This is a genomic window from Qipengyuania triglochinis (genome assembly GCF_054655615.1).
The window spans coordinates 566970-593845 of the sequence record NZ_BAAHND010000001.1; the positions used below are offsets into that span (position 1 = coordinate 566970).

A 26876-nucleotide genomic window follows, 5' to 3' on the forward strand; every position below is an offset into this window, starting at 1 on the left:
GATAAGGTAGGCGCAGCCGTCGACAATCTCAATTTCCTATCGCGCCGAGCTTGTAGAAGTGCTGCACTTTCTTCTAGCGGGAAGGCAGAAGTCAGAACACTCGCCTTCGATCGCATTATATTAAGGCGGTCGAAGGCTACAGGAGAAAGCAATGCGACCTTCAGGACGTGCGCCAGATGAAATGCGCGCCATCACGATCGAAACCGGATACACAAAGCACGCCGAGGGTAGTTGCCTGATCGGTTTTGGAGATACGAAGGTTCTCTGCACCGCGAGCATCGAAGAACGCATTCCGCCGTGGCTTCGCGGTAAAGGCGAAGGCTGGGTGACCGGCGAATATTCCATGCTTCCCCGCGCCACTCACACACGCGGTCAGCGCGAAGCGGCTAAAGGAAAGCAGAGCGGGCGTACGCAAGAAATTCAGCGACTTATAGGTCGTTCTTTACGTGCGGTCGTCGATATGAAGAAGCTCGGCGAACGTCAGATCACGCTTGATTGCGATGTCATTCAGGCGGACGGCGGCACTCGCACGGCTTCGATTTCCGGCGCATGGGTGGCGCTGCGACTTGCGGTGAATGGTCTCCTGAAGGCTGGCGATATCGTTGAGGATCCGATCACTGCCAAAGTCGCAGCGGTGTCTTGCGGTATCTACAAGGGCACACCCGTGCTCGATCTCGATTATCCTGAAGATAGCTCGGCTGATGCCGACGCTAATTTCGTGCTGATCGAAGGCGGCAAGATAGCCGAGGCGCAGGCTACGGCTGAAGGCGCCCCCTATGACGAAGAGGCATTCCTTCGTCTCCTACGTCTTGCGCAGATGGGTTGCGCGGAAATCTTCAAGGCACAGGACGAGGCTACTCAAAAATGACTCGTCGGATCGGTTCGGGCAGCTTGGTGATCGCAACGCACAATGCTGGAAAGCTGAAGGAAATTTCTGCCCTTCTCGCCCCTTACGGGGTGAAATGCATTTCGGCTGGATCGCTGGGCCTGCCCGAACCGCCCGAAACCGGTACGACGTTTATCCAGAATGCGTTGATCAAGGCCCGCGCGGCAGCGGAAGCGTCGGGATTGCCAGCCCTCGCGGACGACAGCGGGCTTTCGGTGAATGCGCTGGACGGTCGCCCTGGCGTTTATACTGCCGATTGGGCGGAACGGCAGCATTTCGAGGGCGAACCAGGCCGTGACTGGTATATGGCGATGGGCAAGGTTGAAGGGATGCTGCAGGAGAAAGGCTCCGATGCTGATCGTTCTTGCGCCTTTCACTGCGTCCTCGCCCTGGCTTGGCCGGATGGCGAAAAAGCCGTTTACGAAGGGACGGCGCCGGGCACGCTTACCTGGCCTCCGCGGGGAGAAATGGGCTTCGGATATGATCCCGTTTTCATTCCCGAAGGTCGCGACCAGACCTTTGCTGAAATCGCGCCCGAGGAAAAACACCTGATAAGTCATCGGGCAGATGCATTTGCCAAATTCGTGTCCGACCAGTTCGGCGACTGACGGCTAATACACCCTCTGGCCCATGAAATTTCCTGGTGGCGAATAGCGGCAAACCAGCCAGTCTCGCCCTAGGCCGGTTGCGAGACCACACCCGAAACGGGTCGTGTCTCGCCAGATAATCTGCGTGTAATGACCGACGTCCTGCCAATTCCCGGTCGTACTGACATTCGGGAAGACATCGTGTTTGAAATACCGCTTCTCTTCAACCCAGGCAGTTGCCATCTGGTCGTAGGAGAAAGCCGCAGTTGTTCCTGCCCATAAATTTTCGCCCTGCCCCGGTCTGGAGCCACCTGGGCTATGCTGAAACAATCCCGTTCGAGCCAATTCTTCAGCATAGTCGAGCGCGGCGCGGTTTAGATCGTCATCGAGTTCGAGTTGCGGTACGCCTACCTCGTTTCTCGCTGCATTGTGAACTGCCAACATCGCGGAAAGCATTTCATCCTGCTCAGCATCGACACTTCCGCCTGCCGGAGGTGAAGGACTTGGCGTAGGGGATGGTGTTGGCGTGGGAGAAGGGGCTGGAGTTGGAGCCGGCACTGCCCCTCCTCCACCAGTCGAAGGAGAGGGCGACGCTTCGCCGCCGCCGCAGCCGGCGAACAAGGCGGTGGAGGCCAACAGCACAGTTGTGATGAATCGCATAAAGTGGGTCTGGCCAATTCGTCTTAAGGAAAGCTGAAATATCTTTCGCCCGCAGCTGGTTGCCGTTTTCAGTAGGCTTTCTGACCCCACACATTGCCCGCTGGCCAGTAACGGCAGACCAGCACATCCCAACCGTGATCGTTGACCATGGAGCATCCGACTTCCTGGGTGTCTCGCCAGACGATCTGGGTGTAATGGGCTACATCCGCCCAATTTCCCGTTGAAGAAATATTCGGAAGATTGCCATGGCGATAATGCCTCTTCTCATCGATCATCATCGTGATGCCCGTCATGACGTCCCAGTGACCCTGGCTTCCCATCCAGAGATTTTCGCCCGTATTGTTTCGCGTGCCTTGATCGGCATGGTCTAGCCTGCCCCGCTTCGCCAGTTCGCGTCCCCAGTGTTTTGCTTCGCGTTCGAGCGCTCGGTTCCATTTCAGCCGCGGAAGTCCAAGGCGGGTTCGTTCGCGATTATGTGCGTCGAGCAACCGCACTGCCAGAGCATCACTCATCCGGTTGTCGTATCCGCCACCGTAAGGCGAAGAATCGGCTGGCTTGCCAGTGCCGACGCTTGCGGATGTAGTCGCAACCGTGGCACATAGCGATATGAGCGCGGCGCCTGTCGCGAAAATGATCTTGAACCCGTCCATGGCGCCAATTCATGCGAAGCGCCGCTGAATCGTAGATGAAGGCACAATTGGCCCGTTCGCTTTACATCCATTGGCCCTTCTGCCTCGCGAAATGTCCCTATTGCGATTTCAACAGCCATGTGCGTGAGCAGATAGACGTTAGCGCCTGGCAAGCGGCGCTGCTCGCCGACATGAGGGCAGAGCATTCCACAAGGAAAGACAGCGGTTCTCTCGAAAGCATCTTTTTCGGTGGCGGCACGCCTTCGCTGATGCCCCCTGCCCTCGTGGCCGCATTGCTTCGCGAGGCCGAGAGCCTCTGGGGTTTTGCACCTGACATTGAGATAACGCTGGAAGGTAATCCCTCATCGGTCGAGGCGAGCAATTTCGCCGATCTGGCTCTCGCTGGCATCAATCGCGTTTCTCTTGGTGTGCAGAGCCTTCGACCTGAAGCGCTCCAATTTCTTGGGCGGCTGCACGGTGTCGAAGAAGCACTCGCGGCGGTCGAGACCGCGCAAAAAAACTTCAATCGCGTATCCATCGATCTAATCTACGCCAGGCCAGAACAAAGTGCCGAAGAATGGCACAAGGAATTGGCTGAAGCTCTCGCGTTAGGTACCTCTCATCTATCGCTTTACCAACTTACGATCGAGCCTGCGACGCGGTTCGCCACGGACGTACGTCTGGGAAAATTCGATCCGCTCGATGATGATCCAGCCGGTGATCTTTTCACACTCACCCGTGAAATCACCGAGGCTGCAGGTATCCCTGCATACGAAATAAGCAATCATGCCCGCCCGGGCGAAGAAAGTCGCCATAACCTCACTTATTGGCGCTATCTTGATTATCACGGGATCGGGCCAGGCGCTCATGGCAGACGCAGCGGGGTGGCGACCACCCGGCATAAAAAGCCGGAAAACTTCCTCACATCGGTAGCTGCGCAGGGCGATGGAATTGCAGAGCACCGAATCCTGACAAACCATGACATGGCGTCCGAGGCACTTTTGATGGGTCTTCGTTTGCGCGAGGGGATAGATCCGTCCAAGCTCGGTGCGCGTTTCGGTTTCGATTCATCCGGCATGATAGACCCGAAGAAGTTTGTCTTCTATCGCGATCTCGGCCTGCTTTGGGACAACGATGGCCGGATCGGCGTAACGGGCTTGGGAATGCCATTGCTTGATGCGTTGCTCGGCGAACTTGTTTCTGATGAACTGGTCTCCTCTTGAGCCGCGAGGATATCTTAGGCGCATGGCATGCCCATCTAGCGCTCGGCCTGAGGCGCTCGCATCATACCGTTCGCGCCTATCACAAGGCTGCTGAGAGATTGTTGAGTGCCTTCGATTTGACAGATTTCGAGGAAGTCGCAGAAGTTTCGTCTGGCCAGTTGCGCCAGCATCTCGCGGCTCGGCGCAGCGATGGACTTTCCAATGCATCCGCCGCGCGAGAACTGTCTGCCCTCAAAGCGTTTCTCGCATATGCACGAGCCCAGGCAGGCTTGGAGAATACCGATGCACCGCGAATGCGCGGGCCCAGGATCAAGAAAGGCCTGCCCCGCCCGGTGACGCCTGACGATGCCATCGGGCTCGCCGAGACAGTCGATGACCTTGCAGCCGATGATTGGGTGGGGGCCCGGGACCGAGCCGTATTACTCCTCCTCTACGGAGCAGGAATGCGAATTTCAGAAGCTCTCGCGCTGAGAGGATGCGATCTACCGCTCGGCGAGACTTTGACCGTCACTGGCAAGGGGAGCAAGCAGCGCGTCGTCCCCCTACTTCCAGCCGTTCGCACTGCGGTAGAAGACTATGTTCGCCAATGCCCTTGGCCGCTCGATAAGGATAAGCCCTTGTTTCGCGGTGTGAAGGGCGGCGCTTTATCTCAAGGTATCGTTCAGAAAGCCACGGCGAATGCTCGCCGGGTGATGGGCTTGCCTGACAGCGCCACGCCACACGCCCTCCGGCATAGCTTCGCAACCCATCTGCTTGGCGCGGGTACGGACTTGCGAAGTCTCCAGGAATTGCTTGGCCATGCCAGTCTGGGGTCCACGCAGATCTACACTAAAGTGGATGCTGCGTCCTTACTGGACACCTATCGCAACGCGCACCCGCGCGAGCAGGACTAGTTATCCGTTTCAGACGGCTTCCACTTGATCACTCGATATAAGTACCAGGCCGCCCCGAGAACGATGAAGCCGCCCACAGCCCAGCTGGCATAATTTTCGTATTTCGAGATCACGCCTGACAGCGCGCTTCCTCCCCAAATGAGTGCTCCGTTCCAGATCAGTGAGCCAAGAAACGTGAACAAAAGGAAGCGCCAAAGCTTCATCTTCGCTAGCCCTGCCGGCAGCGAGATGATCGTACGAAGAAACGGAGAAAAACGGAGAAAGAAAACGATCCAGTCTCCATTACGACGGAACAGGTGGCGTGCCTCTTCGAACTCGCTCCATTCGAAAGTAAGCCACCTTCCGTGCTTCGCAATGAAGCTTTTCAGATGCTCCTCTTTCCATCGGCGGCCCAGCCAGTACCAAAAGTAGTTACCCGCTACAGTGCCCAGCGTCCCAATCAGCAATAGCGGGATGAACGCCATCTGCTCTCGAGCAACGAGAACCCCGCCATACCCCATGATGATTTCGGATGGCATCGGCGGAAAGATATTTTCCAGCGCCATCAGAAGGAAAATGCCAAGGTACCCGCCTTTGGCGATCAGATCGATAATCAGACTGTTCACGACCGAACCAACGCCCGGGTGAGGTTATTGGTCCGCGTGGCGGCGCTCAATCGCGTCCCAGATGCGGCCTGCTGTATCGGTACCATTGAATTTGTCGATCGCGACAATTCCTGTCGGGGAGGTCACATTGATTTCCGTCAGCCAGTTCCCGCCAATCACATCGATGCCGACGAAGACAAGGCCACGCTTTTTCAATTCCGGCCCCATCGCTGCGCATATCTCTTCCTCGCGGGTTGTCAGCGTGGCGGCCTCGGCATGCCCGCCTTGCGCCAAGTTAGAACGAAATTCGCCTTCGCCAGGAAAGCGGTTGATGGCGCCCGCAAATTCTCCGTCGACCAATACGATGCGTTTGTCTCCTTCCGAAACTTCAGGGAGAAATGGCTGCAGCATGTGTGGTTCTGGCCAAGTCTTGTCGAAAACCTCGCTCAAAGCGGATAGATTAGTTCCATCGGCATCGAGGCGGAAAATCGCTTTCCCCCCGTTCCCGTGAAGGGGCTTCACCACAATCGAGCCATGTTCGCGCTGGAAGGTTTTCAGATCATCGAGGTGTCGCGCGATCATGGTCGGGGGCATGAACCGTGCGTAATCGAGCACGAACATTTTCTCCGGGGCGTTCACCACTTCGCGAGGGTCGTTGATGACGAGCGTCGTGCCCTTCAGCCGATCAAGCAGGAATGCAGCGCTAATATAGCCAAGATGAAATGGTGGATCCTGCCGCATCAAAACCACATCGATGTCCCTCGCAAGATCGACCCTGCGGCGCCCGCCCGCACTGAAGTGGTCTCCTTTGACCGGCTTCACTGTGACCGGAGCCGCATGAGCAGTAATCTTTCCTGCCGGCGTACCATCGCTTTCCCATGCAAGGGTCGAAACGTCGTAATGCCATACTTCATGCCCGCGATTCTGCGCCGCCAGCATCAGCGCGAAACTGCTATCTCCCGCGATATTAATGGATTCGAGTGGGTCCATCTGGACGGCGACGCGTAGGGACATTGTAAACTCCAATCAGCTGCTGCCCGGGAAGCGGCTAAGGCTGCCAGGCGTTGGCGATGTGGAGAGGGAACGCTCCTGGCGCAAGGAGGATGACATCGATGCGGATATCCTCACCCTCCTTCGCATACCGATGGGCAACGGCTTCACAGGCAGCGGCGACGCGCGAAAGACGGTATTCATCAATCGCGTGATCGAGCTCTTCCTTACGCTGGCGCCATTTAACCTCGATGAAGGCGACCAGACCTCCACGCTTGGCGATCAAATCGATCTCACCTGCCGATGTTTTCACTCTCCGGTCTAAGATCTGCCAGCCCTTCGCACGCAGCCATAATGCGGCCTTCGCTTCGCCATCCCTGCCGCTTCGCTCGGCTCGCTGGCGCTTCATTCGGACTTTATTCTCATCGCTCGGGTATAGAGGCTCTTGCGATCAAGGCCCGTCGCTTTAGAAACATGGGCGGCAGCCTGACTTGTCTTCATCGTCTGCAAGGCCTCGCGCAGCATGGCCTCGGCATCTGCATCGCTCGGCGCATGCTCCTGCGGCGGGCCGACAAGCAAGACAATCTCTCCCTTGGGCGGGTGCGTATCGTAGTAAGCCATCAGGCCGTCGGACAAGCCGCGGCGACATTCTTCGTGAATTTTCGTCAGCTCTCTCGCCACGGCGATTTCACGCTCGGGCATGACCTCACCGATAGCTTTAAGCGATTTTACCAAGCGCGGACCGGTCTCGTAGAAAATCAGCGTCGCATCGGTCGCGGTTAGCTCCTCCAGTGTAACACGCCGTGCTTTTTCCTTTGTGGGAAGAAAGCCGGCAAACAGAAAACGATCGTTTGGCAGCCCGGAAAGCGTCAGTCCGACCACGGCTGCGCAGGCCCCCGGTAGACTGGTAACGGGTATATTTTCTGCACGGCAGTCATTGACGAGACGAAATCCCGGATCGGATATCATCGGGGTGCCAGCGTCGCTTACCAGCGCCACGGCGCGGGTCCGCATGGAATCTACGAGACGTTGTCTATCACGATTTTCGCTATGATCGTCATAGCGCCACATCGGTTTCGACAAACCGAGGTGCTTCAGGAGCTTGCCGGTAACGCGGGTATCCTCGCAGGCTACCCCATCGCAGCGTGACAGAATGTCAACGGCTCGCAGAGTGATGTCGCCAAGATTACCGATAGGGGTGGCGACAAGATAAAGTCCCGGTGTAAGACGATCTGGAAGAGGCTGGGCATCGTTGCTCACCCTCACCCCATGAACCAATTTTGAGGGACGCGGCAAGAATGAAGCGCGCATTTGTCACCCGGCGTAATGTAACCATGGCAGCGGGCGCTGTCCTGCTTTCGGCCTGTTCGATAATCCCTAAGGGCCCCGAAACCCCATCTGCAGGTACGCCAAGTCCGGAGCCAAGCAGTTCGACCCTACCGCAAGACAATCTTCACCGGGTTGCTCTTCTGGTTCCGCTTTCGGGACAGAACGGCGACGTTGGTCAATCGATAGCGAATGCTACTACGATGGCGATATTGGACACCGCAGCAGATAATCTGCGCATAACGACGTACGATACGGCAAAGGGGCCACAGGCCGCTGCCAGCCAGGCGATTGCAGACGGAAACAAATTAATCCTCGGCCCGCTCTTGGGTAGCAACGTCGTGTCGGTACGGGCGGAGGCGGCTTCAGCTAATGTTCCGATCATCAGCTTCTCGAACGATGCCACGGTGGCCGGGCCAGGTGTCTTCGTCATGGGCCATATTCCCGAGCAATCGATTGAACGCAGCGTGGGATACGCCCGAAACGTGGGCGCCCGAGATTTCGCTTTGCTCACGCCTGATGGCGATTACGGCAACCGTGCCGAGGCAGCTCTTCGGTCAGCCCTTTCGGATCACGGCGGCCAGTACGTAACAAGCGAACGATATGCGAGCAGCAACACTTCCGTTGTCAGCGCTGCCGCTCGGCTGAAGCAAAGAGGTGGTTTTGATACCGTTTTGATCGCAGATGGTGCCGAAGGTTCGATCCGCGCGGCCGGGGCGGTCAAATCCGATGGCTTACGCATACTCGGCACCGAACGGTGGAGCGGAGACCGAGACCTCATGCGATCCCCCTCATTGCGTGGTGCCCTGTTCTCGGCAGTCAGCGACGCGCGGTACGCTGGATTCGTGCGGAGCTACCAGGAGCGCTTTGGTGGGCAGCCATACCGGATCGCTACGTTAGGCTATGACGCGGTCCTACTGACGCTGCGTGCAGCGCGAGATTGGCGGGTTGGCCGCCCCTTCCCTACAGATGTTCTGTTCCAGTCCGGCGGTTTCGATGGAATGGATGGTCCTTTCCGGTTTCAGCGTAATGGCGTTATCGAGCGGGCCTTCGAGGTACGGAAAGTGACCAATGGCGGTGTGGAAACCGTTTCGCCAGCACCTAAAGGCTTCTGATAAGCGGATAACCGCAGCTACCTGCTTGCGGGCAGCGGCCCGCTCGATATAGCCTGAAACCATGTCAGATGATCTGTTCGAAAACACGCCGACGTCTTCCGGCGACTACGACGCCTCTTCGATCGAGGTGCTCGAGGGGCTCGAACCGGTCCGGCGTCGGCCAGGCATGTATATCGGCGGCACTGACGATCGCGCGCTTCACCACCTTGTTGCCGAGGTGCTCGACAACTCGATGGACGAAGCCGTAGCCGGTCACGCAAGCCGCATCGAGGTCAGGCTCGATGAAAGTAACCTCATCACCATTGCCGATAATGGCCGAGGCATGCCGGTTGCAGAACATCCGAAGTTTCCTGGCAAATCGACCCTCGAGGTGATCCTCACTACGCTGCACTCGGGCGGCAAATTTTCCGGCAAGGCCTACGCAACCAGCGGCGGATTGCACGGTGTAGGCGTGAGCGTGGTCAATGCGTTGTCCGGTCATACTCGCGTGGAAGTCGCCCGCGACAAGACGCTTTACGCACAGGAGTTTTCCAAGGGAGCTCCCAAAGGTCCAATTGAAGAGCTGGGCCCTACCCCCAACCGGCGCGGGACGACGGTAACCTTCGTTCCGGACACCGAAATATTTGGGGATCGCCGATTCAGCGCAAAGCGGCTGTTTAAACTGGCGCGCTCGAAAGCCTATCTTTTTGCTGGGGTCGAGATCCGCTGGAAATGTGCGGAGAGTCTCGCGTCTGACGACGTGCCAGCCGAAGCGGTCTTCAAATTTCCAGGCGGCCTTGCCGATCATCTAGCGGAACAGCTTGGCGGACGCGAATGTGTCACTGCACAACCCTTTGCCGGAAGCCAGGAGTTCCCCGAAGCAGACGGAATGGAACAGGGGCGCGTCGAATGGGCGATTGCCTGGCCGCTTTATTCTGATGGTTCCACCAGTTGGTACTGCAACACGGTACCGACCCCAGATGGGGGTACGCACGAGCAGGGGCTTCGTGCAGCGCTTACCAAAGGGCTCAGAGCATTCGGTGAATTGACCGGCACCAAGAAGGCTAAAGATCTCACAGCCGATGACATAATGGTTGGCGCCGAAGTGATGCTCAGCGTCTTCGTCCGTGATCCGCAGTTCCAGAGCCAAACCAAGGATCGGCTGACCTCTCCCGAAGCTGCGAAGCTGGTCGAGAACGCGGTGCGTGACCATTTCGACCATTTCCTTTCCGACAACATGGACCGGGGCAAGGCGTTACTCGGCCAGGTTATGGAGAGGATGGACGAACGTCTCAGGCGAAAACAAGAGCGCGAAATCAAGCGCAAGACTGCGACAAATGCGAAGAAACTGCGTCTTCCAGGAAAGCTTACCGACTGCTCGGGCGAAGGTGACGGCGAAACCGAACTATTCATTGTCGAAGGTGACTCGGCTGGCGGCAGTGCGAAGCAAGCTCGCAATCGGAAGACCCAGGCGATTCTGCCGATCCGGGGCAAGATCCTAAACGTAGCAAGCGCCACCGCAGACAAGATACGCGCTAATAGCGAAATTGCGGACCTTTCACTCGCCATGGGCTGCGGAACCCGCAAGGACTGCGACCCTGAGAACCTGCGTTACGATCGCATCATCATCATGACTGACGCGGATGTCGACGGAGCGCACATCGCGACACTGTTGATGACTTTCTTCTTCCAGGAAATGCCCGATATCGTTCGTGGTGGGCACCTCTACCTGGCGCAGCCGCCGTTGTACCGCCTTACTGCCGGCAAAGAGAGCCGGTACGCGAGGGATGACGAGCATCGCAAGGAACTCGAGCAAACCGTTTTCAAGGGCAAGAAGGTCGACGTAGGCCGGTTCAAAGGCTTGGGCGAGATGAACCCGCAACAATTGCGGGAAACCACCATGAACCCTGAAACTCGCAGTCTCATTCGGATTACACTGCCTGCCGAATTCGAGCAGCGCGCGGTGGTCAAGGAGCTGGTCGATCAGCTGATGGGGAGAAATCCCGAGCATCGCTTCAATTTCATTCAGAATAACGCAGGCGAATTCGACCGTGATATGATTGATGCCTAAAGGTGATGTCCCGGACCCCCGGGAAGAAGACATTATTTACGAAGATCGCCGGATTTCCAGGCCAGACGCTTCGTTGCCGGATTGGGAAAGCCCAGACACGAGCTATCGCCCAATACCGATTGTCTGGTTCGCAGGAGCGTTGATCGCACAGATCATCACTCAATCTCTGATAGTGGCAGTGTTCGGTTTATGGCCCAATTCACCAGCCATCGCTGTCATCGCTATCGGACTCATCGCGAGTTTTTTTGTCTGGGATATGACAATGAAACGCGGGTTGTCTGAGGCCGCCCCAGCATGGCGGGTCGCGACATTCGCAGTCCTCTCTTTCTTCTTTTCGCTGACCGCACTAACGGTCCTGGCCTAACAAAGAACTGGGCCATTCATGCCAGACCAAGTCCGCCAGCGTTATGAAAAAATAGGTCGTCGCAGGGTCCTGGCCCTGCTTGGCGTGGGCCTCACCCTTCTCATCATCGCCATCACCGCCGCCATCATCACGATGGCATCAATCAGCACTGATACCGAGGCCGTTGAGCGCACATTGCAACGGCAGGCCATCATCGACAGTCTGGCTACTTCAAACGAACAGATTGCCGCTGGTCGCAGAGGCTTTCTCCTTCAGCCAGACCCTGCCTTCACACGGACTGTCCGCGAAGCCAGCAGTGATTTCGAAGCGGAGCAAGCACGCCTATCGGACTTGCTAGGGTCTCAAGCGCAGCAGGATCGGCTCGAAGAGATCCGTAGCTTAAATGCGGATCGAACAGTCATAATAGATGCTATGTTCGCCAATCCGACCAAAGCTTTTTTAGACGCTCGTGGCCTCGACTTCAATGTCGATAACGGAGTGCTGATCACTCAGGACATCCGTGAGATCGCCAAAGAAATGGCTGAATTCGAAGAGCGTGAACTCGTTCGGCGCAATCGCGCTCAGCTTAATTCTCTAGTCCAGTTCTACGTGGTAGGGGGCATTGCCGTCCTTCTGCTGATCGGCGTGCTTGTCACTGCGGTCATCGTCGTTTTGCGGTACAACCGCGATCTTGCGAAAGCTCAGGTCAACTTACGCGATGCGAACTTGGGGCTGGAAGATGCTGTCCAGTCGAGAACTGCAGAACTCATGCGGGCGAATGACGAAATCCAACGATTTGCCTATATCGTCAGCCACGACTTGCGCTCACCGCTCGTCAACGTTCTCGGTTTCACCTCCGAGTTGGATGAAGCCCGCAAGCTCATTCACGCACATCTCGAGAAACTCTATGCGGAAAACCCTGAGTTGCGGGACGACGAAACCTGGCTCGCCGTTGACGAGGATCTTCCAGAAGCCCTCGGCTTCATCCGCACATCGACCGAGAAGATGGATCGCCTGATCAATTCCATTCTTGAATTGTCGCGCCAGGGTCGGCGTAAACTTCAGCCGGAACTGCTCGATATGGAGCAGTTGACCGATAACATCGTAGCCTCACTTCACCAGCGGGCCGAGGATGCCGGCGCCACTATAGAAGTGAAATCCCTACCTGACCTCGAAAGCGACCGGATTGCAGTCGAGCAGATCCTGCAGAACCTGATCGAAAATGCCATCAAGTACCTCAGCCCTGCCCGACCTGGAGAAATTCAAATCGAAGGTAGCACTGCGGTCGGAACAGTGCGGATTGACGTGATCGACAACGGTCGCGGTATATCACCAGAAGACCATGAACGCATCTTCGAACTGTTCCGGAGGGCGGGCACCCAAGATCAAGAGGGTGAAGGGCTCGGCCTCGCCAACGTCCGGGCCCTCGCCTATCGCCTTGGAGGAACAATCGAAGTCGAATCCCGACTTGACCAAGGCGCTAGATTCAGGCTTTCACTCCCTTCAAAATTCGTTGCTCAAGAGGCAGTTACATGAACTCCCATCAATCCGTTGGCATCGTCATGATCGAAGACGATGCAGGTCATGCCAGACTTATTGAAAAGAACATTCGCCGCGCTGGTATTTCCAACGACATCAAGCATTTCCTCGATGGCACCAGTGCTCTCGAGTACCTCTTCAACGATGCAAGCGGGCCATCGCACAACGGCCCGGCCCTGGTTCTGCTTGACCTTAACCTGCCGGATATGAGCGGGACCTCGATCCTCGAAAAGATCAAACAGGATGACACGCTTCACCGAACTCCCGTGGTCGTGTTGACTACGACGGATGATAAAGTGGAAATCCAGCGGTGTTATGACTTGGGCTGTAACGTCTACATCACGAAGCCCGTGAATTACGAGAGCTTCGCCGACGCCATACGTCAGTTGGGCCTTTTCCTGTCGGTCATCCAAGTTCCTTCGGTAGACGAGCAATAGAACCGAAACAGATCCTTTATGTAGATGATGATGCCGGCCTGCGTCGGCTGATTCAGCGCGCGCTGAGTAAGCGCGGTTTCGATGTTGATACAGCTGAAAACGCTGACCAAGGCCTCGAGCTGATAAAATCCAAGCGCTACGACCTGATCGCGATCGATAATCATATGCCCGGCAAAAGTGGTCGGCAGATGCTTGATGAGATTGTAGCGCAAGATGGACACCCTGCGGTGGTTTTCGTCACTGGAGACAGTGACACCGCTGTGGCCGTGGAAGCCATTCATGCGGGGGCTTCAGACTTCGTAGTAAAAACTGTCGGCGATAGCTTTTTCGATTTGCTTGACAGCCGCTTTCGGCAGGCATTTCTCAGAGATCGGCTCGAACGCGAGAAACGTGAAGCCGAAGCAAACCTCCGTGAAGCCAACGAACGCCTCGAAATGCTTGTTCGAGAAGTGCACCATCGCGTCTCCAACTCTCTTCAGATGGTACAGAGCTTCGTTGCGATGCAAGCGCATCAGACTGAAGAAGTTGCGGCGAAAGATGCGCTCGCCGCGACGCAGAACCGAATTAAAGCTATCGGAAAGGTTCACCAGAACCTTTATACTCGCGGCGATCTGACCACTATTGATCTGGACGAGTATCTCGCGACACTCGTTGAAGAATTTCGCGCCAATATGTCCGAGGGCGATACTGCAGTCGAACTCGTGTTTACCTCCGAGCACGTGGAAGTGTCACCCGATGACGCGGTCAATGTTGGTGTCGTCGTGAACGAACTTGTCAGCAATGCGGCGAAATATGCGTTTGCCGACCGTGCGGCAGGCAAGGTCTCGGTCGATTTGGACAAAACGGACGCCGGATATTGTATCACCGTCAGCGATGACGGAGCCGGTATTGCCGAAGGCAAGTCCCCAGAGGGAACTGGCTTGGGCATGCGGATCGTGTCGGCCATAACCAAAAGCCTGGGCACACAGTTGGAACGTGTCGAAAGTGATCGTGGAACCACGCACCGTTTCGTGGTTCCCGCGACGTAATTTGCTATCCTACGAGTTTAGTCTCCACGCTAATCCGGCTTTCCAGCGTCCGGTGGACCGGGCATTTATCGGCGATTTCCAAGAGCCTCTGGCGCTGATCCTCGCTGAGCTCAGGGCCATCGATTGTAATAGCTCGTGTGATAAGCTGATGCGGCATTCCGTCTTCCTCAGCTAGGCATTGCTCGCAATCCCTCGCATGATCGCGCGAGTGGGTGAGATGTATCCTTACCCCTTTAAGCGGCCAGTCCTTTCGCTCCGCATACATTCCCATCGTCATCGACGTGCAGGAACCCAACGCGCCTAAGAGCAAATCATACGGTGTCGGTCCGCTGTCATCCCCTCCATAGGAGGTCGGTTCATCTGCAATGAAGCTGTGACTGGTTGTGTGCACTTCCGTTCCGAACTTACCGTGGCCCATACATGTGACCACACCCTCTGCAGGCAAAGGCCAGTCGTTACTTAACGGAAGATAGCGGCTTGCCCATGCAGCTATGACATCAGCCGCAAATCTCGCATCCTGCGGCTGGAGAAGGAGGTGCCCTGCCCCTTCCAGGCTCACAAAGCTTTTTGGATGTTTTGCGGCACCGAACAGTTCGCTCGCATTCTCTACACCGACAATCTCGTCGGTTGGAGAGTGAAGAAACATCAACGGTTTTCTGAGCCGAGCGACCTCTGCGAGCAGGTCCGTGCTTTCGACCCTTTCTATAAATCCGCGGCTTAGATTGAATTGGCGACCAGCGATCCGTACCGGACCCTCTCCCAACTTCCGGATCGCTTCAAGATCCCCCTCGATGTTGGTCAGCACGTGTGGGACATCGGCTGGTGCACCGATGGTTGCGATTGCGGCAATGCGGTCGAGGCCAATTTCATCCGCGGCCGCCAAGACCGCCGCGCCGCCGAGGCTATGTCCTACCAGCAAAATGGGTTGGGCGAACCTTTCAAATAGCTCTTTCGCAGCTGCAACTAGGTCCGCGACATCGGTCGCAAAACCGGCCCGTCCGAAGTCCCCGCCACTTCCACCTAGCCCGGTAAAATCGAACCTCAGTGTAGCGATTCCCTCTTTCGCCAGCGCACGAGCGACACTTACCGCCGCCTTGCTATCCTTGGTGCAAGTGAAACAGTGGGCGAAAAGTGCCGCGCCACGAACAAGGCCTGTTGGTAATTCGAGCGAACCACTTAGTTCATGACCTGCAGGAGCGCGGATTGTTATGGTTTCTGTTGGCATGGGCACCCCTAATGCATGTGACTGTGGTGAATGCAACGCCCCTTCCCCTTGCCCTCACCATGCCTGCCTCCTAACGTTTGGGTAAAGTTGCAAGGAAAGACTATGGCCGACACGACCACAGACCAGAACCGTTTCGAAGGTACTCAATCTTATATCGCGACCGAGGATCTCAAGGTCGCGGTAAATGCTGCCGTCCTTTTGAGGCGGCCGCTATTGGTTAAGGGAGAACCCGGGACGGGAAAGACTGTTCTTGCCCATGAAATTGCCAAAGCACTCGATGCTCCGCTGATCGAGTGGAATGTGAAATCAACCACGAAGGCGCAACAGGGGCTTTATGAATACGATGCTGTCGCGCGCTTGCGGGACGGTCAGCTTGGCGATGAACGTGTTCACGATATATCGAACTACATAAAAAAGGGTAAGTTGTGGGAAGCCTTCACTTCAACTGAGCTTCCCGTTCTATTGATCGACGAGATCGATAAGGCGGATATCGAGTTTCCGAACGATTTGCTCCAGGAACTCGACCGCATGAGCTTCGATGTTTATGAAACGCACGAGCGCATTGAGGCGCAAGAGCGTCCGATCGTGGTGATAACATCGAACAACGAAAAGGAACTTCCCGACGCGTTCTTGCGCCGTTGCTTCTTCCACTACATCAAGTTTCCCGATCACGAGACGATGCGCGAAATCATCGAGGTCCACTTCCCCAACATCCAGAAAAACCTCGTCACCAAAGCGATGGAAATGTTCTACGAGCTGAGGGAAGTTCCGGGTCTCAAGAAGAAGCCAAGCACGAGCGAACTACTCGATTGGCTCAAGCTGCTCTTGAATGAGGATATGCCGCTGGAAGTCCTGCAAGACAGCAATCCCAACAGCGCCATTCCACCGCTGCATGGTGCACTGCTCAAAAACGAGCAGGACGTGATGATGTTTGAGCGACTCGCGTTCATGGCTCGCCGCCAAAGCTCATAAGGGTCTGAAATACTAACGCGTCCCGAAAAACGGGACGCGTTATTTACTCGTAATTCAATCGATCAGTTGAAACTGTAGGCGAGCTCGAAATCGCCCCACCGGCGGCCGTTTACAACGATGGGCACGTAGACGTTCCGCACAACCATGTAATTCTTTCCGTCGCCCTCTTGGCGATATACAGCCATCGTATAGGGGCCGGAACTGGCCCGAGCCAAAAGATCCGTATTTGCCACCATGATGCGGCCATTGCGGCAATATTTGGTATCGTGGGCAAGATCCCCGGTTGGTTTCCGCGAACGATCGCTGAGATGGGTCGGCAAGAAACCGTTGAGGTCGGCTTGCGAACACATCATGATCCCGCCGCCCTGCGCTACGACCTTATCGTTGACCGGACGCCAGTTTGTGTCGGCCCAATCGGAAAGACTGGTTCGGTAGAGTTCTGGATTGGTGCCAGGAACCAGCCGGTAATCCTGATCGAACAGCTGTTCCATTCTGAGGGAACCATTTTCGATGGCCTCTTCGGCGCGCTGCGTAATCTCGCGCGCAAATTCCTGCGCTTGCTGGACCATGTCGCTATCCTGCGGCGAAAGCCCGGCCTTCACGATCCGGTCGAACATTTCGCTGGCAGTGAGTTCTAGTTCTTCGATCCGCTCGTGGGCGGTCTCCAGGCGCTGTTCGTTTTCATTGGCCGCGCGGTCATAGCTTTCGAGAACGTTGGACACGCGGTCCACATGTTCCGTCATCATGCCGGTTGCTCGGGTAATCTGGTCGTTCTGCTGGTCTACTTCTTCGACAAGCTGGCTGACGCCGGAAATGGTCGCGTCGATACTGGCGACGGAGCTTTTTGCTTCGTTCGAAGCCTTTGCGCCTGCCTCGATCCGCTCGATGACCGTAGACGCCTCACTCCCGAGCGTTTCGATCACTTCGGAAATCTCGTCCGTCGCCTTACGCGTTTCACCGGCGAGCGTTTTCACTTCGTTTGCGACGACCGCGAAGGTTCGTCCTGCTTCTCCGGCTCGCATCGCTTCGATCGTGGCGTTCAAAGCGAGGATGTTGGTCGTTTCGGCAATCTGCTCAATATCCTGCGAACAGCGCTTAACCTGGTCCATAGCCGCAGCAAATCCGGTCACGTGGGTGGCAAGGGTTTCCACCAGGTCGAGGAGATTGGTAATCTGCTGGAGCGATGACTGGATTTGCGTCGTACCCATATTCAGCCGCTCGATGGCACGGGCAGAAAGGATTCTCGCTTCGTCGCTGGCTTCGGCAACTTTACGTTGATCGGCCTCCAGCTCCCGGACAGTCCCCTGCAGTTCAACATGCTCTGCGCGCAGTACGCCTGAACTATCCAGCACGGCCTGAACGATGCCGGCCACATCGCTGCAACCGACCGTGACCTTACCACACGCCTCTGGTATGCTATTCAGTGCAGAAGCTGTTGCAGTATCGATTGGACTGATTTCCATCTAATCGGGACCCCTCATTGTCCTGTTTGACGTTCCGAGTAGTGATAATTGGTTAGCGGACCGTTAAACGGTTGCATCGAATGGCATCAGCACCGACAAAAAACGCAGGGTGAATTCGAATTATGTTCCTAAATTTCGTCGATGAACTCCGCGCCGCAGGAATACCCGCCAGTTTCAAAGAACATCTGACACTTCTGGAAGCACTCGACCGAGAAGTAATTGGTCAGTCCCCGGAAAGCTTCTATTATTTGAGCCGAGCAACTTTCGTGAAAGACGAGGGTCTCCTTGATCGTTTCGATCAAGTTTTTTCTAAAGTCTTCAAAGGGATCATAGCTGATTATGGCCAGAATCCCGTCGATGTACCCGAGGACTGGCTGAAATCAGTAGCGGAAAAATTCCTCTCCGATGAGGAGATGGAGAAGATTAAGAGTCTCGGCGATTGGGATGAAATCATGGAGACGCTCAAGAAGCGCCTGGAAGAACAGGAAAAGCGCCATCAGGGAGGCAACAAGTGGGTCGGAACGGGTGGCACGAGTCCTTTCGGCAATTCAGGATACAACCCTGAAGGGGTGCGGATCGGTGGGGAAAGTCGCCACAAGCGTGCGATCAAGGTGTGGGACAAGCGGGAATTTCGGAACCTGGACAATACGAAAGAACTCGGCACACGAAATATCAAGATAGCATTGCGCCGACTGCGCCGGTTCGCGCGGGAAGGTGCTGCCGATCAATTGGATCTGGATGCTACAATCGATGGCACGGCGAAGCAGGGATGGCTCGATATCCGCATGCGGCCGGAACGCAGAAATGCGGTGAAGTTATTATTATTACTGGATGTTGGCGGGTCGATGGATCCGTTCATAAAGGTTACGGAAGAGCTTTTCAGCGCCGCTACGAGTGAATTCAAGAACCTCGAATTCTTTTACTTCCACAATTGCCTTTATGAAGGAGTTTGGAAGGACAACCGCCGGCGGTGGCAGGAGCGCACAAAAACTTGGGATATTCTGCATAAATACGGTCACGACTATAAAGTCGTTTTCGTTGGCGATGCGGCAATGAGTCCCTACGAGATTACCCACCCAGGCGGTAGCGTCGAGCATATGAACGAAGAGGCTGGCGCCACTTGGATGCAGCGACTTACCAACACTTATCCGGCCACAGTTTGGTTGAACCCAGTCCCCGAGAAGCAATGGGGATACTCCCAATCAACCAAGGTTATGAAGCATCTCGTTAATGACCGCATGTACCCGCTTACGCTGGAAGGGCTTGATGACGCCATGCGGGAGTTGAGCCGCAAGCAGAGCTGATATCGGAAATACTCAACCGTAGAGAAGATGGGGGGCTATTGCGCGGCGCCAGCTTTCCTCATCATGCGCAGCCAGCTGGGCGAGATCGTCCGGGGTGGCCTCGCTATCATCTACCCATTCTCGCAAGGCAGGACCGCCGTTTATGACATCGATAGCCAGCCGATCGAATTCATACTCGTATGGAAAATCCCGCCAGATATCGTAATCGGGATAAAGGTTCCGGATCGCTTTGAAGGCCAATGCCTGCAAGCGCCAGGGCTTGAATTCATGGTGGTCGTAATAAGGGCCTTCCGCATGGATCATCAGGCCGTTGCAAAGCTTGCCTGCATGCTTGTGAAACGTGGGCTCGAACCAGCACTCACGAAGTTTGCATCCCCGCAGCCACGCTGGCGCTAAGCTTTCCATTTCATCTAGCACAGCATGCGCGTCGATGTCGGGAGCACCGAAGAGCACTTCGAGAGGCCGTGTCGTTCCCCTTCCCTCGCTTAAATTGGTTCCTTCGAGCATGACGGTACCGGCGTATGCCCGGGCCATATTAAGTCCGGCGGCATTTGGACTCGGATTGATCCACACCCGATTTTCCGGCCAACCGAAACCTGGTGCGTGACCGGGCTTCCACCCTTCCATCTCAATCACGCGATAATCGACGTCGAGGCCGAAATGCTGGATAAACCAGTGGCCCATTTCGCCCATGGTCATCCCATGACGCATGACCATCGGCGCTGCACCCACGAAGCTTTCCTGCCCTGGCAATAGCAAAGTACCTTCAACAGGTCCGCCAGCTGGATTTGGCCTATCCAGAACCCACACAGACTTGCCAGTTTTTGCCGCTTCTTCGAGAACATAAAGCAACGTGGTGACAAACGTATAAATCCTGCATCCAAGATCTTGCAGATCGAACAGGAAAACATCGGCGGTGGACATCGCCTGATCGGTCGGGCGCCGGACTTCACCGTAGAGACTGAAGATCGGAATTCCGTATCGCGGATCGTTCTCATCCGCTGTCTCGACCATGTTATCTTGTTTGTCGCCCTTCAAACCATGCTGAGGACCAAATGCGCTGGTAATATTTATCCCTCGCTCGATCAGAGCGTCGAGCGAGTGATCTAGCTGCGCCGTGACCGATGCGGGATGCGCAACGAGAGAGACGCGGCGCCCCTCCAGCGGTTTGCGCAAATTACTATCTGTGAGAAGGCGGTCGATCCCGAATTTCATGAACGGGGGGGTGCATCAAGGCGTGCGATGAAGCAAGCCGGATCATGAAAATCCGGTTGATCTCGGCAGTGCCGTAACGCCCAGAAGCTTTTAATCCCGCCCTCTTCTTCGAGAACGCAGGTTATGCCCGCTGCGCATGCAATATCAGGTAAGACGTCTACGGGAATCGCGGTGTCGAAAATCGCGAAGCCAGTGCCTTGCCGCATCGTACATTCCGGTTCGCGGGGTAAGGGCCGGTTCGCCATGCCATTTCGCGGTGATGAAAAATCGTAAGCGGCCCAGCGCTCAGAAGGTGAAAGGTTGAATTCGCAGTAAGATGTGCCGCCATCCGGCTGCAAAAATAGTTCAAAGCAGGTCGTACGCCATAGTTGGTCTGCCCTTCCCTTTCCGGCGAACGGCGGGACGACCAACTTTCTCGCGTCGTCAATGCGCCATCTGATGCGGAGCCAATTCGCATCCATCCCCACTAACCTAGCTGCAACACCGCTCACGAGTAGCGGGGGATGAGCGGGATGCGCGCTCAGTTCATACGTTTCCAACTGCGAACCCTCATGCTAGCGGCGCTCTGTTATGAGCACCTACAAATCCGACCTGCTGCGTTTGCTCGAAGAACGCGGCTATATCCACCAGATTACCGATCCGACCGCTTTGGACGCCCTTGCTGCGAGCAAGATAGTGCCGGGTTACATTGGGTTTGATGCGACGGCACCCAGCCTTCACATTGGTAGCCTAGTGCAGATCATGATGCTTCGTCGTCTTCAACAGACCGGACACAAGCCGATCGTATTGATGGGAGGAGGCACCACCCGTATCGGCGATCCGACGGGGCGTGACGAAAGTCGCAAGATGTTGACCGATGCCACAATCGAAGAGAACATCTCGGGGATTAGAACTGTCTTCGAACGTTTGCTGACCTTTGGTGACGGACCGACTGACGCTGTCATGGTAAACAATCAGGATTGGCTCGGCGGCTTGGGCTATATCGAAATGCTGCAGAAGGTCGGCACGCATTTTACCGTAAATCGGATGCTTTCGTTTGATTCCGTTCGCCTACGTCTTGAGCGCGAACAGCCGATGACTTTCCTAGAATTCAATTACATGATCCTCCAGGGGTATGATTTCCGTCACCTCGCGCAAGAGATGGGCGCGCGGCTCCAGATGGGAGGCAGCGATCAATGGGGCAACATCGTAAATGGTCTGGAGCTCTCGCGCCGGATGGATGGGGTGGAAGTTTTCGGTCTGACCACTCCGCTCCTGACGACTGCCGACGGCGGCAAGATGGGAAAAACAGCGGCAGGCGCCGTATGGCTCAACGAAGAGCAGCTGCCAAGCTACGACTTCTGGCAGTATTGGCGAAACGTCGATGATCGCGATGTGGGCCGCTTCCTGCGGCTTTTTACAGATTTGCCTATGGACGAAATTCGGAAGCTCGAGGCCCTCGAAGGGGCTGAGATCAATCGGGCCAAGACGGTGCTCGCGAACGAAGTCACCGCGATGGTACGTGGGCCGGAAGCTGCCCAGACAGCTGAGAAGACAGCCGCTGAAACATTTGCCGGTGGCGGTGCAGGAGAGGATTTGCCGGCGATCGAAGTCGGTGCGGAAGGCATGCGCATCGGCGCGGTCCTGACAGCCCTCAATTTCACATCCTCAGGCAAGGAAGCGAAACGCAAGCTTTCGGAAAACGCGGTAAAGCTGGACGGCGAGACGGTTACTGATCCGGCCTATCTTGTTGAGGTTGCCGAACACGCCGAGCGCAAGCTTTCACTCGGTAAGAAAAAGCACGCGATTATCCGCAGATAGTTGGCATAGCCTGAACCTCGCCCCGTTATTATTTCCGAGCGGTTTACCAAATGTTCGCCTTTTTTAGGGAAGGAGATTTGGGGTAATAATTTTGAAGGTTCAAGCGGATGAGCGCAGGAGCACAACTCAGCGTAACCGATCAGCGCCGCATGGCGCGGCATCCTGTTGATCACCCGGTGATTGCCGAACATTTCGGCAAAGGTGACATCAGAATGCATATTGCGAATATTTCGGCGAACGGATTCATGATCGATGACGCCGACAAAATTGGTCGTGGCGAACGTCTCGTAGTCCGGCTTCCGATAATTGGTCGCATCGAAGCGTATTGCATCTGGTGCAGAGATAACCGCGCTGGCTTCCAGTTCGAACGTATCATCCGAGTGGATGATTTTCTTGCCCTCATCGACAAGCTCCAACCGAACCCGCGTCTTAGAAAAATGCGCTGAAAATCTCCCATGCGATTACTGTGAGAATGAACCTCTTCACAAGCAAGGGGGCTGCTGCCATGCGTCCTGCGTGAACAGCACCATCAAAACTTCTTCCGAACGGTCCCCTCTACGGATAGCCAATTTCCGGGCGTACTGGGTTGCCAGACTGACGATGACGCTCGCGCAATACGCGATGATGCTCATAATCGGATGGCAAACCTACAATATCGCCCGCGATAGCGGTATGAACATCGGGGAGGCTTCCGGACAGCTGGCGCTGATCGGCCTGCTTCAGTTCGTACCGCTTTTTCTCCTGACGCCGTTTTCGGGCTGGGCTGCCGATCGGTTTGATCGCCGCAACATCGGACGCGCAACCATCGCATTGCAGATTTTGTGTGCCTGTACCCTCGCCTGGCTAACATGGAATGGCACAATTGCTCTCTGGTCGATTTACTCGGTTGCGATAGTGCTCGGCGTGGTGAGGGCATTTAACGGTCCGGCTTTGTCGGCGCTCGCGCCCAATCTGGTCCCGAAGGAAATCCTCCCCAACGCCATCGCTCTGTCCAGTATCTCTTGGCAGACTGGAATGATCGTAGGCCCGGCGGTCGGTGGGTATCTTTATGCGGTTTTTCCGTCACTGCCTTATATTGCGGCGGCAGTGCTTTTTATCGTAGCCATCATCTCACTTTCCCTGATCGGGAAGGTGCCACAGCCGCCCCGCCCACAGAACCAGCGACCAATTCACGCCATGGTCGAAGGTTTGCGGTATGTCGTTCGAAACAAAATGGTTCTGGGCGCCATCACTCTGGACCTTTTTGCGGTTTTTCTCGCCGGGGCGACAGCCCTATTCCCTGTTTATGCGCGTGACATTCTCCAGGTAGGAGAAACCGGGTTGGCGCAGTTAGCCATGGCTCCGGCGGTCGGAGCGGCACTTACGGCGCTATTCTTCTCCTTCCGTCCGTTGAAGACGCAAGTCGGCCCGAAGATGCTTCTGGCCGTTGCCCTGTTCGGCTTCGCTACGATTGTATTTGGTTTTTCCAAATCGATGCCACTCAGCTTGGCTATGCTCTTCATCGTGGGGGCAGCGGATATGTTCAGCGTCTATATCCGTCAGTCTCTGATCCAACTCCACACACCTGACGATAAGCGCGGCCGCGTCTCCTCGGTCAGCTTGCTGACTATCAGCGCGTCCAACGAATTCGGTGATTTCTTCTCAGGCAGCTTGGCCTACGCCATCGGACCGGTGGCTGCGGTAGTGAGTGGTGGTGCAGGAGCGATCGTCACCGTTGCTCTCTGGAGTAAAATTTTCCCTGTCTTGCGTACCACTAGGACCTTCGAGCCCCCTGAGGAATTGGAAGAGCAGACACCAGAAGAAAAGCTGCAGGAGCAGATCCCATGAAAGCCCAATCCGTTTTAGACACAGTTGGCGGCACATCGCATATCCGCCTGGCCCGTCTCTTCCCCGACCATGAAGTGTGGGTGAAGAACGAACGCGCCAATCCCGGTGGCTCCATCAAGGACCGTATAGGTCTGGCTATGGTTGAGGACGCCGAAAAATCGGGCAAGCTTAAACCGGGCGGAACGATCATCGAGCCGACAAGCGGCAACACCGGTATCGGCCTGGCGATGGCGGCCGCGGTTAAAGGTTATAAGCTGATTCTCGTCATGCCGGAAAGCATGAGCTTAGAGCGCCGCCGGCTTATGCTCGCATATGGAGCGACCTTTGATCTCACTCCCAAGGAAGGTGGGATGAAGGGAGCGATTTCCCGCGCCCAGGAACTCGTCGATCAGACCGAGGGCGCATGGATGCCCAGCCAGTTCGACAATCCTTCCAACTTTGAAGTTCATAAGCGGACGACCGCTCGTGAAATCCTCGCCGACTTCGCGGACGAACCGATTGACGTGATGATAACCGGTGTGGGCACCGGGGGCCACCTTACCGGCTGCGCCGAAGTGCTCAAAGAAGAGTGGAAAGATTTAAAGGCCTATGCCGTGGAGCCGGCCGGATCGCCAGTTATCAGTGGTGGTCAACCGGGGCCCCACCCCATCCAGGGTATAGGCGCCGGCTTCGTCCCAGAAAACCTGCATACCCAAGCGATTGACGGTGCTATTCAGGTTGACCCGGAGGATGCCAAGGAATGGGCTCGTCAATGTGCTGCCAAAGAAGGGTTGTTAGTTGGAATTTCCAGCGGCGCAACATTGGCAGCGATCGCGAAAAAACTGCCCGATTTGAACGCTGGCAGCCGTATCCTAGGTTTTAACTATGATACGGGTGAACGTTACCTCTCCGTGCCGGATTTCCTTCCTACCGAATAGGTCTTTATCAAGTTTGGGTGGCCTTGTTGACTTGGGGCCACCCCAAACTTACCGATATTTCGCGATAAAATCTTCCTTCGTAAGGGGCTTGGCGAAAAGGTGTCCTTGCGCTTTGTAACAGCCCATTTGTTCAAGCCTGGCGCGTTGATTTTCCGTCTCGACTCCTTCTGCGACCACTTCAATCTTCATGCATTCCGCCACTGCGATCATGCCCGCGATAATGGCTTCGCTTGGAGTGTCCGTTAGAAAGTCCGCGACAAACCGCCGGTCAATCTTAAAGCCAGTAAGGGGAAGTGTCTGCAAAGTGGCGAGGGATGCGTAACCGGTTCCAAAATCATCCAGAGTGATCTTATGACCCGCATCATAGAGCTTCATCAGATGCGACAGATTTTCCCTGTCACTTTTCAAGGTGGTTTGCTCTGTAACCTCGAACTCGACATCACTAGGCTCTAGTCCATATCGATCGAGGAAACGCGGGACAGAAGAAGATAAGTTCTCCGAGAGGGCTTGTATGGGGAAGAGATTGCATGCCACGCTAGGAAGAATCAGACCATCTTGTCGGCATTCAGCCATGAAACGACAGGCCTCATTTATGATCCAGTCGCCCAATTCCTGAGCGATCACATGGGTTTCAAGAAAATTCATGAAACTTGCAGGCGCTAGCAACCCTAGATCAGGATGATTCCAGCGCAGCAGCGCTTCTACACCAATGAGGCTGCCATCCCGGATGTCTACTTGGGGCTGGAAGAATAACTCCCATTCGCACTTTTCAACTGAGCTGACCAGATCAGCCTGCAAGATGCGCTGTCTGGCGTGGTCACTACGCATCGCGTCATCGAAGACACGCCGAGCCTTGCCCGATTTCTTGGCCGCAAACATAGCGAGATCGGCATGAAGCAGCAGAGTTTCTGCGTCCGTAATATCGTCATCGACTACAGCGGCTCCGATGCTTCCTCCCAGGGAAAACTGATGCTCGAAAATGAGAAATTGCTCTTCAAGTGTTTTCAGAATTCGGTCTGAGGCAGTACCAACTTCCTCTTCTGAACATGGTCCAGGGATCAAAATTGCGAATTCATCACCGCCCATTCTCGCGATACGCCAATTGGGATCCGAGTTGAGACGAAATCTTACCGCAACCGATTGTAGCAGGGCGTCGCCGGCGAGATGGCCAAGAGAATCGTTGATCGACTTAAAATTGTCGAGGTCAATTACGAGGAGGCCAGGCTTTTCCGCGTTGGCCAGACATTCACGAACGGTGTTCAAGAATGCCCTTGGCGTCAATAATCCGGTTAGTTCGTCATGTCGCGCAAGATGCTCGAGATTAGCTTCCCGGGCATGTCTATCAGAAGTATCCTGGATGTGGGCGCCAACAGTAGTGCGCCCATCATCCTGATACAGTGAGAGAGTGAGTTCCGCCGGAAACTCGCGACCAGTTGCATGTTGCGCGATTATTTCGACGGTATTGCCAATCAGGCGGTGCTCCTCGCCCTGACGCATTCGGCGCATCCCTTCCTCGTGCGCCCTCTGAAAGCGCTCCGGAATAATCAGCGTTACCGGTAAACCGATAACGTCGGCCAACGGATAGCCGAACATGCTTTCAGCAGCTGGATTCCAAGTAAGAATGCGACCATTTTCATCCGTGGATAAAACGGCAAAAGGAGCGGAGTCTAAAAGACGCGAATAGGTGCTCGCACTATCTTTGCCTTCGGACCCGGTTCCACGGTCCGAAACCCCGCTCGGATTTTTTCCTATCCCGAGGGACAATAAGCCTCTCCGCATCCGCCCTTGACGGTTCTACGCGTCGGCACCTCTGATCGTTCCATCGCTACTCACCATCACATCAAAAAGGGCCGCTGCACATAC

The 26876-nt window shown here is 55.6% G+C and carries 26 protein-coding genes; 16 read left to right on the plus strand and 10 right to left on the minus strand.

The genetic code is table 11. The features are described 5' to 3' along the window. Positions 1-151 precede the first annotated feature (151 nt). Together rph and rdgB are read left to right on the plus strand one after the other, a co-directional pair. Complete coding sequence (rph, locus tag ACYQ0G_RS02870) at positions 152-868, plus strand: ribonuclease PH (protein ID WP_460099078.1); 717 nt, start codon at positions 152-154, stop codon at positions 866-868. Then, the gene (rdgB, locus tag ACYQ0G_RS02875) at positions 865-1494 is read left to right on the plus strand and encodes an RdgB/HAM1 family non-canonical purine NTP pyrophosphatase (RefSeq protein ID WP_460099081.1); all 630 of its coding nucleotides are present in this window, start codon (positions 865-867) and stop codon (positions 1492-1494) included. Before rph ends, rdgB begins: the two co-directional genes overlap by 4 nt. Positions 1495-1497: 3 nt before the next feature. On the opposite strand, the gene ACYQ0G_RS02880 is transcribed toward rdgB, so the two are convergent. Both ACYQ0G_RS02880 and ACYQ0G_RS02885 read right to left on the minus strand, forming a co-directional pair. Continuing rightward, positions 1498-1929, minus strand: coding sequence for a CAP domain-containing protein (locus ACYQ0G_RS02880; RefSeq protein WP_460099085.1), 432 nt, complete (start codon positions 1927-1929; stop codon positions 1498-1500). Positions 1930-2201: 272 nt separating this feature from the next. Then, a complete protein-coding gene (locus tag ACYQ0G_RS02885; protein ID WP_460099088.1) occupies positions 2202-2783 on the minus strand; it encodes a CAP domain-containing protein in 582 nt (193 codons plus the stop codon). 35 nt (positions 2784-2818) lie between these two features. On the opposite strand from ACYQ0G_RS02885, the gene hemW reads away from it, so the two are divergent. Together hemW and ACYQ0G_RS02895 are read left to right on the plus strand one after the other, a co-directional pair. After that, a complete protein-coding gene (gene hemW, locus ACYQ0G_RS02890; protein WP_460099090.1) occupies positions 2819-3985 on the plus strand; it encodes a radical SAM family heme chaperone HemW in 1167 nt (388 codons plus the stop codon). Further along, positions 3982-4878, plus strand: a complete 897-nt coding sequence (locus ACYQ0G_RS02895) for a tyrosine recombinase XerC (protein ID WP_460099092.1) — start codon at positions 3982-3984, stop codon at positions 4876-4878. Before hemW ends, ACYQ0G_RS02895 begins: the two co-directional genes overlap by 4 nt. Here ACYQ0G_RS02895 and ACYQ0G_RS02900 read toward each other — a convergent pair. The 4 genes from ACYQ0G_RS02900 to rsmI all read right to left on the minus strand — a co-directional run bounded on the left by ACYQ0G_RS02900 (position 4875) and on the right by rsmI (position 7712). After that, a complete protein-coding gene (locus tag ACYQ0G_RS02900; RefSeq protein WP_460099095.1) occupies positions 4875-5423 on the minus strand; it encodes a DedA family protein in 549 nt (182 codons plus the stop codon). The two genes, ACYQ0G_RS02895 and ACYQ0G_RS02900, sit on opposite strands and share 4 nt — an antisense overlap. A gap of 84 nt (positions 5424-5507) precedes the next feature. Continuing rightward, the gene (gshB, locus tag ACYQ0G_RS02905) at positions 5508-6476 is read right to left on the minus strand and encodes a glutathione synthase (protein ID WP_460099097.1); all 969 of its coding nucleotides are present in this window, start codon (positions 6474-6476) and stop codon (positions 5508-5510) included. Between the two features lie 34 nt (positions 6477-6510). Further along, on the minus strand, positions 6511-6861 hold the full coding sequence (locus ACYQ0G_RS02910; RefSeq protein ID WP_460099099.1) for a YraN family protein: 351 nt from the start codon (positions 6859-6861) through the stop codon (positions 6511-6513). Continuing rightward, positions 6858-7712 carry a 16S rRNA (cytidine(1402)-2'-O)-methyltransferase gene (gene rsmI / locus ACYQ0G_RS02915; RefSeq protein ID WP_460099102.1) on the minus strand — a complete coding sequence of 285 codons (855 nt, stop codon included), beginning with the start codon at positions 7710-7712 and terminating at the stop codon, positions 6858-6860. The genes ACYQ0G_RS02910 and rsmI overlap by 4 nt, the downstream gene beginning before the upstream one ends. Before the next feature lie 38 nt (positions 7713-7750). Here rsmI and ACYQ0G_RS02920 point away from each other — a divergent pair, with 38 nt between their 5' ends. The 6 genes from ACYQ0G_RS02920 to ACYQ0G_RS02945 all read left to right on the plus strand — a co-directional run bounded on the left by ACYQ0G_RS02920 (position 7751) and on the right by ACYQ0G_RS02945 (position 14290). After that, complete coding sequence (locus ACYQ0G_RS02920) at positions 7751-8893, plus strand: penicillin-binding protein activator (protein ID WP_460099104.1); 1143 nt, start codon at positions 7751-7753, stop codon at positions 8891-8893. 61 nt (positions 8894-8954) lie between these two features. After that, the gene (parE, locus tag ACYQ0G_RS02925) at positions 8955-10943 is read left to right on the plus strand and encodes a DNA topoisomerase IV subunit B (protein ID WP_460099107.1); all 1989 of its coding nucleotides are present in this window, start codon (positions 8955-8957) and stop codon (positions 10941-10943) included. Then, on the plus strand, positions 10936-11307 hold the full coding sequence (locus tag ACYQ0G_RS02930) for a hypothetical protein (protein ID WP_460099110.1): 372 nt from the start codon (positions 10936-10938) through the stop codon (positions 11305-11307). Before parE ends, ACYQ0G_RS02930 begins: the two co-directional genes overlap by 8 nt. Before the next feature lie 18 nt (positions 11308-11325). Then, complete coding sequence (locus tag ACYQ0G_RS02935) at positions 11326-12822, plus strand: sensor histidine kinase (RefSeq protein ID WP_460099113.1); 1497 nt, start codon at positions 11326-11328, stop codon at positions 12820-12822. Then, positions 12819-13262 (plus strand): response regulator, encoded by a 444-nt coding sequence (locus ACYQ0G_RS02940; protein ID WP_460099116.1) that lies wholly within the window; start codon positions 12819-12821, stop codon positions 13260-13262. Before ACYQ0G_RS02935 ends, ACYQ0G_RS02940 begins: the two co-directional genes overlap by 4 nt. 11 nt (positions 13263-13273) lie before the next feature. Next, complete coding sequence (locus ACYQ0G_RS02945) at positions 13274-14290, plus strand: sensor histidine kinase (protein ID WP_460100600.1); 1017 nt, start codon at positions 13274-13276, stop codon at positions 14288-14290. A gap of 4 nt (positions 14291-14294) precedes the next feature. On the opposite strand, the gene ACYQ0G_RS02950 is transcribed toward ACYQ0G_RS02945, so the two are convergent. Then, positions 14295-15515, minus strand: coding sequence for a bifunctional alpha/beta hydrolase/OsmC family protein (locus ACYQ0G_RS02950; RefSeq protein ID WP_460099119.1), 1221 nt, complete (start codon positions 15513-15515; stop codon positions 14295-14297). 102 nt (positions 15516-15617) lie between these two features. Here ACYQ0G_RS02950 and ACYQ0G_RS02955 point away from each other — a divergent pair, with 102 nt between their 5' ends. After that, positions 15618-16487 carry an AAA family ATPase gene (locus tag ACYQ0G_RS02955; RefSeq protein WP_460099121.1) on the plus strand — a complete coding sequence of 290 codons (870 nt, stop codon included), beginning with the start codon at positions 15618-15620 and terminating at the stop codon, positions 16485-16487. A gap of 62 nt (positions 16488-16549) precedes the next feature. Here ACYQ0G_RS02955 and ACYQ0G_RS02960 read toward each other — a convergent pair whose 3' ends face one another. Continuing rightward, positions 16550-17950, minus strand: a complete 1401-nt coding sequence (locus ACYQ0G_RS02960; RefSeq protein ID WP_460099124.1) for a methyl-accepting chemotaxis protein — start codon at positions 17948-17950, stop codon at positions 16550-16552. A 122-nt stretch (positions 17951-18072) separates the two neighbouring features. On the opposite strand from ACYQ0G_RS02960, the gene ACYQ0G_RS02965 reads away from it, so the two are divergent. Beyond that, a complete protein-coding gene (locus tag ACYQ0G_RS02965; RefSeq protein ID WP_460099127.1) occupies positions 18073-19254 on the plus strand; it encodes a vWA domain-containing protein in 1182 nt (393 codons plus the stop codon). A gap of 12 nt (positions 19255-19266) precedes the next feature. Here ACYQ0G_RS02965 and ACYQ0G_RS02970 read toward each other — a convergent pair whose 3' ends face one another. Then, positions 19267-20469 (minus strand): exo-beta-N-acetylmuramidase NamZ family protein, encoded by a 1203-nt coding sequence (locus ACYQ0G_RS02970; RefSeq protein ID WP_460099130.1) that lies wholly within the window; start codon positions 20467-20469, stop codon positions 19267-19269. 570 nt (positions 20470-21039) lie between these two features. On the opposite strand from ACYQ0G_RS02970, the gene tyrS reads away from it, so the two are divergent. The 4 genes from tyrS (at position 21040) to cysK (ending at position 25013) form a co-directional block, all read left to right on the plus strand. Beyond that, positions 21040-22269, plus strand: a complete 1230-nt coding sequence (gene tyrS / locus ACYQ0G_RS02975; RefSeq protein WP_460099132.1) for a tyrosine--tRNA ligase — start codon at positions 21040-21042, stop codon at positions 22267-22269. A 107-nt stretch (positions 22270-22376) separates the two neighbouring features. After that, positions 22377-22715 carry a PilZ domain-containing protein gene (locus tag ACYQ0G_RS02980; RefSeq protein ID WP_460099135.1) on the plus strand — a complete coding sequence of 113 codons (339 nt, stop codon included), beginning with the start codon at positions 22377-22379 and terminating at the stop codon, positions 22713-22715. A gap of 82 nt (positions 22716-22797) precedes the next feature. After that, entirely contained in the window at positions 22798-24096 is a 1299-nt protein-coding gene (locus ACYQ0G_RS02985; RefSeq protein WP_460100603.1) for an MFS transporter, read from the plus strand. Beyond that, positions 24093-25013, plus strand: coding sequence for a cysteine synthase A (cysK, locus tag ACYQ0G_RS02990; protein ID WP_460099138.1), 921 nt, complete (start codon positions 24093-24095; stop codon positions 25011-25013). The genes ACYQ0G_RS02985 and cysK overlap by 4 nt, the downstream gene beginning before the upstream one ends. Positions 25014-25061: 48 nt before the next feature. Here cysK and ACYQ0G_RS02995 read toward each other — a convergent pair whose 3' ends face one another. Then, positions 25062-26777 (minus strand): putative bifunctional diguanylate cyclase/phosphodiesterase, encoded by a 1716-nt coding sequence (locus tag ACYQ0G_RS02995; RefSeq protein WP_460099141.1) that lies wholly within the window; start codon positions 26775-26777, stop codon positions 25062-25064. Positions 26778-26876 lie beyond the last annotated feature (99 nt).

Bases quoted from the DNA above. Each gene is read 5' to 3' on its own strand.
- rph (WP_460099078.1), top strand. From the start codon at position 152: ATGCGACCTTCAGGACGTGCGCCAGATGAAATGCGCGCCATCACGATC.
- rdgB (WP_460099081.1), top strand. From the start codon at position 865: ATGACTCGTCGGATCGGTTCGGGCAGCTTGGTGATCGCAACGCACAAT.
- ACYQ0G_RS02880 (WP_460099085.1), bottom strand. From the start codon at position 1,929: ATGCTTTCCGCGATGTTGGCAGTTCACAATGCAGCGAGAAACGAGGTA.
- ACYQ0G_RS02885 (WP_460099088.1), bottom strand. From the start codon at position 2,783: ATGGACGGGTTCAAGATCATTTTCGCGACAGGCGCCGCGCTCATATCG.
- hemW (WP_460099090.1), top strand. From the start codon at position 2,819: ATGAAGGCACAATTGGCCCGTTCGCTTTACATCCATTGGCCCTTCTGC.
- ACYQ0G_RS02900 (WP_460099095.1), bottom strand. From the start codon at position 5,423: ATGGCGCTGGAAAATATCTTTCCGCCGATGCCATCCGAAATCATCATG.
- gshB (WP_460099097.1), bottom strand. From the start codon at position 6,476: ATGTCCCTACGCGTCGCCGTCCAGATGGACCCACTCGAATCCATTAAT.
- ACYQ0G_RS02910 (WP_460099099.1), bottom strand. From the start codon at position 6,861: ATGAAGCGCCAGCGAGCCGAGCGAAGCGGCAGGGATGGCGAAGCGAAG.
- ACYQ0G_RS02920 (WP_460099104.1), top strand. From the start codon at position 7,751: ATGAAGCGCGCATTTGTCACCCGGCGTAATGTAACCATGGCAGCGGGC.
- parE (WP_460099107.1), top strand. From the start codon at position 8,955: ATGTCAGATGATCTGTTCGAAAACACGCCGACGTCTTCCGGCGACTAC.
- ACYQ0G_RS02930 (WP_460099110.1), top strand. From the start codon at position 10,936: ATGCCTAAAGGTGATGTCCCGGACCCCCGGGAAGAAGACATTATTTAC.
- ACYQ0G_RS02935 (WP_460099113.1), top strand. From the start codon at position 11,326: ATGCCAGACCAAGTCCGCCAGCGTTATGAAAAAATAGGTCGTCGCAGG.
- ACYQ0G_RS02940 (WP_460099116.1), top strand. From the start codon at position 12,819: ATGAACTCCCATCAATCCGTTGGCATCGTCATGATCGAAGACGATGCA.
- ACYQ0G_RS02950 (WP_460099119.1), bottom strand. From the start codon at position 15,515: ATGCCAACAGAAACCATAACAATCCGCGCTCCTGCAGGTCATGAACTA.
- ACYQ0G_RS02955 (WP_460099121.1), top strand. From the start codon at position 15,618: ATGGCCGACACGACCACAGACCAGAACCGTTTCGAAGGTACTCAATCT.
- ACYQ0G_RS02960 (WP_460099124.1), bottom strand. From the start codon at position 17,950: ATGGAAATCAGTCCAATCGATACTGCAACAGCTTCTGCACTGAATAGC.
- ACYQ0G_RS02965 (WP_460099127.1), top strand. From the start codon at position 18,073: ATGTTCCTAAATTTCGTCGATGAACTCCGCGCCGCAGGAATACCCGCC.
- ACYQ0G_RS02970 (WP_460099130.1), bottom strand. From the start codon at position 20,469: ATGAAATTCGGGATCGACCGCCTTCTCACAGATAGTAATTTGCGCAAA.
- tyrS (WP_460099132.1), top strand. From the start codon at position 21,040: ATGAGCACCTACAAATCCGACCTGCTGCGTTTGCTCGAAGAACGCGGC.
- ACYQ0G_RS02980 (WP_460099135.1), top strand. From the start codon at position 22,377: ATGAGCGCAGGAGCACAACTCAGCGTAACCGATCAGCGCCGCATGGCG.
- cysK (WP_460099138.1), top strand. From the start codon at position 24,093: ATGAAAGCCCAATCCGTTTTAGACACAGTTGGCGGCACATCGCATATC.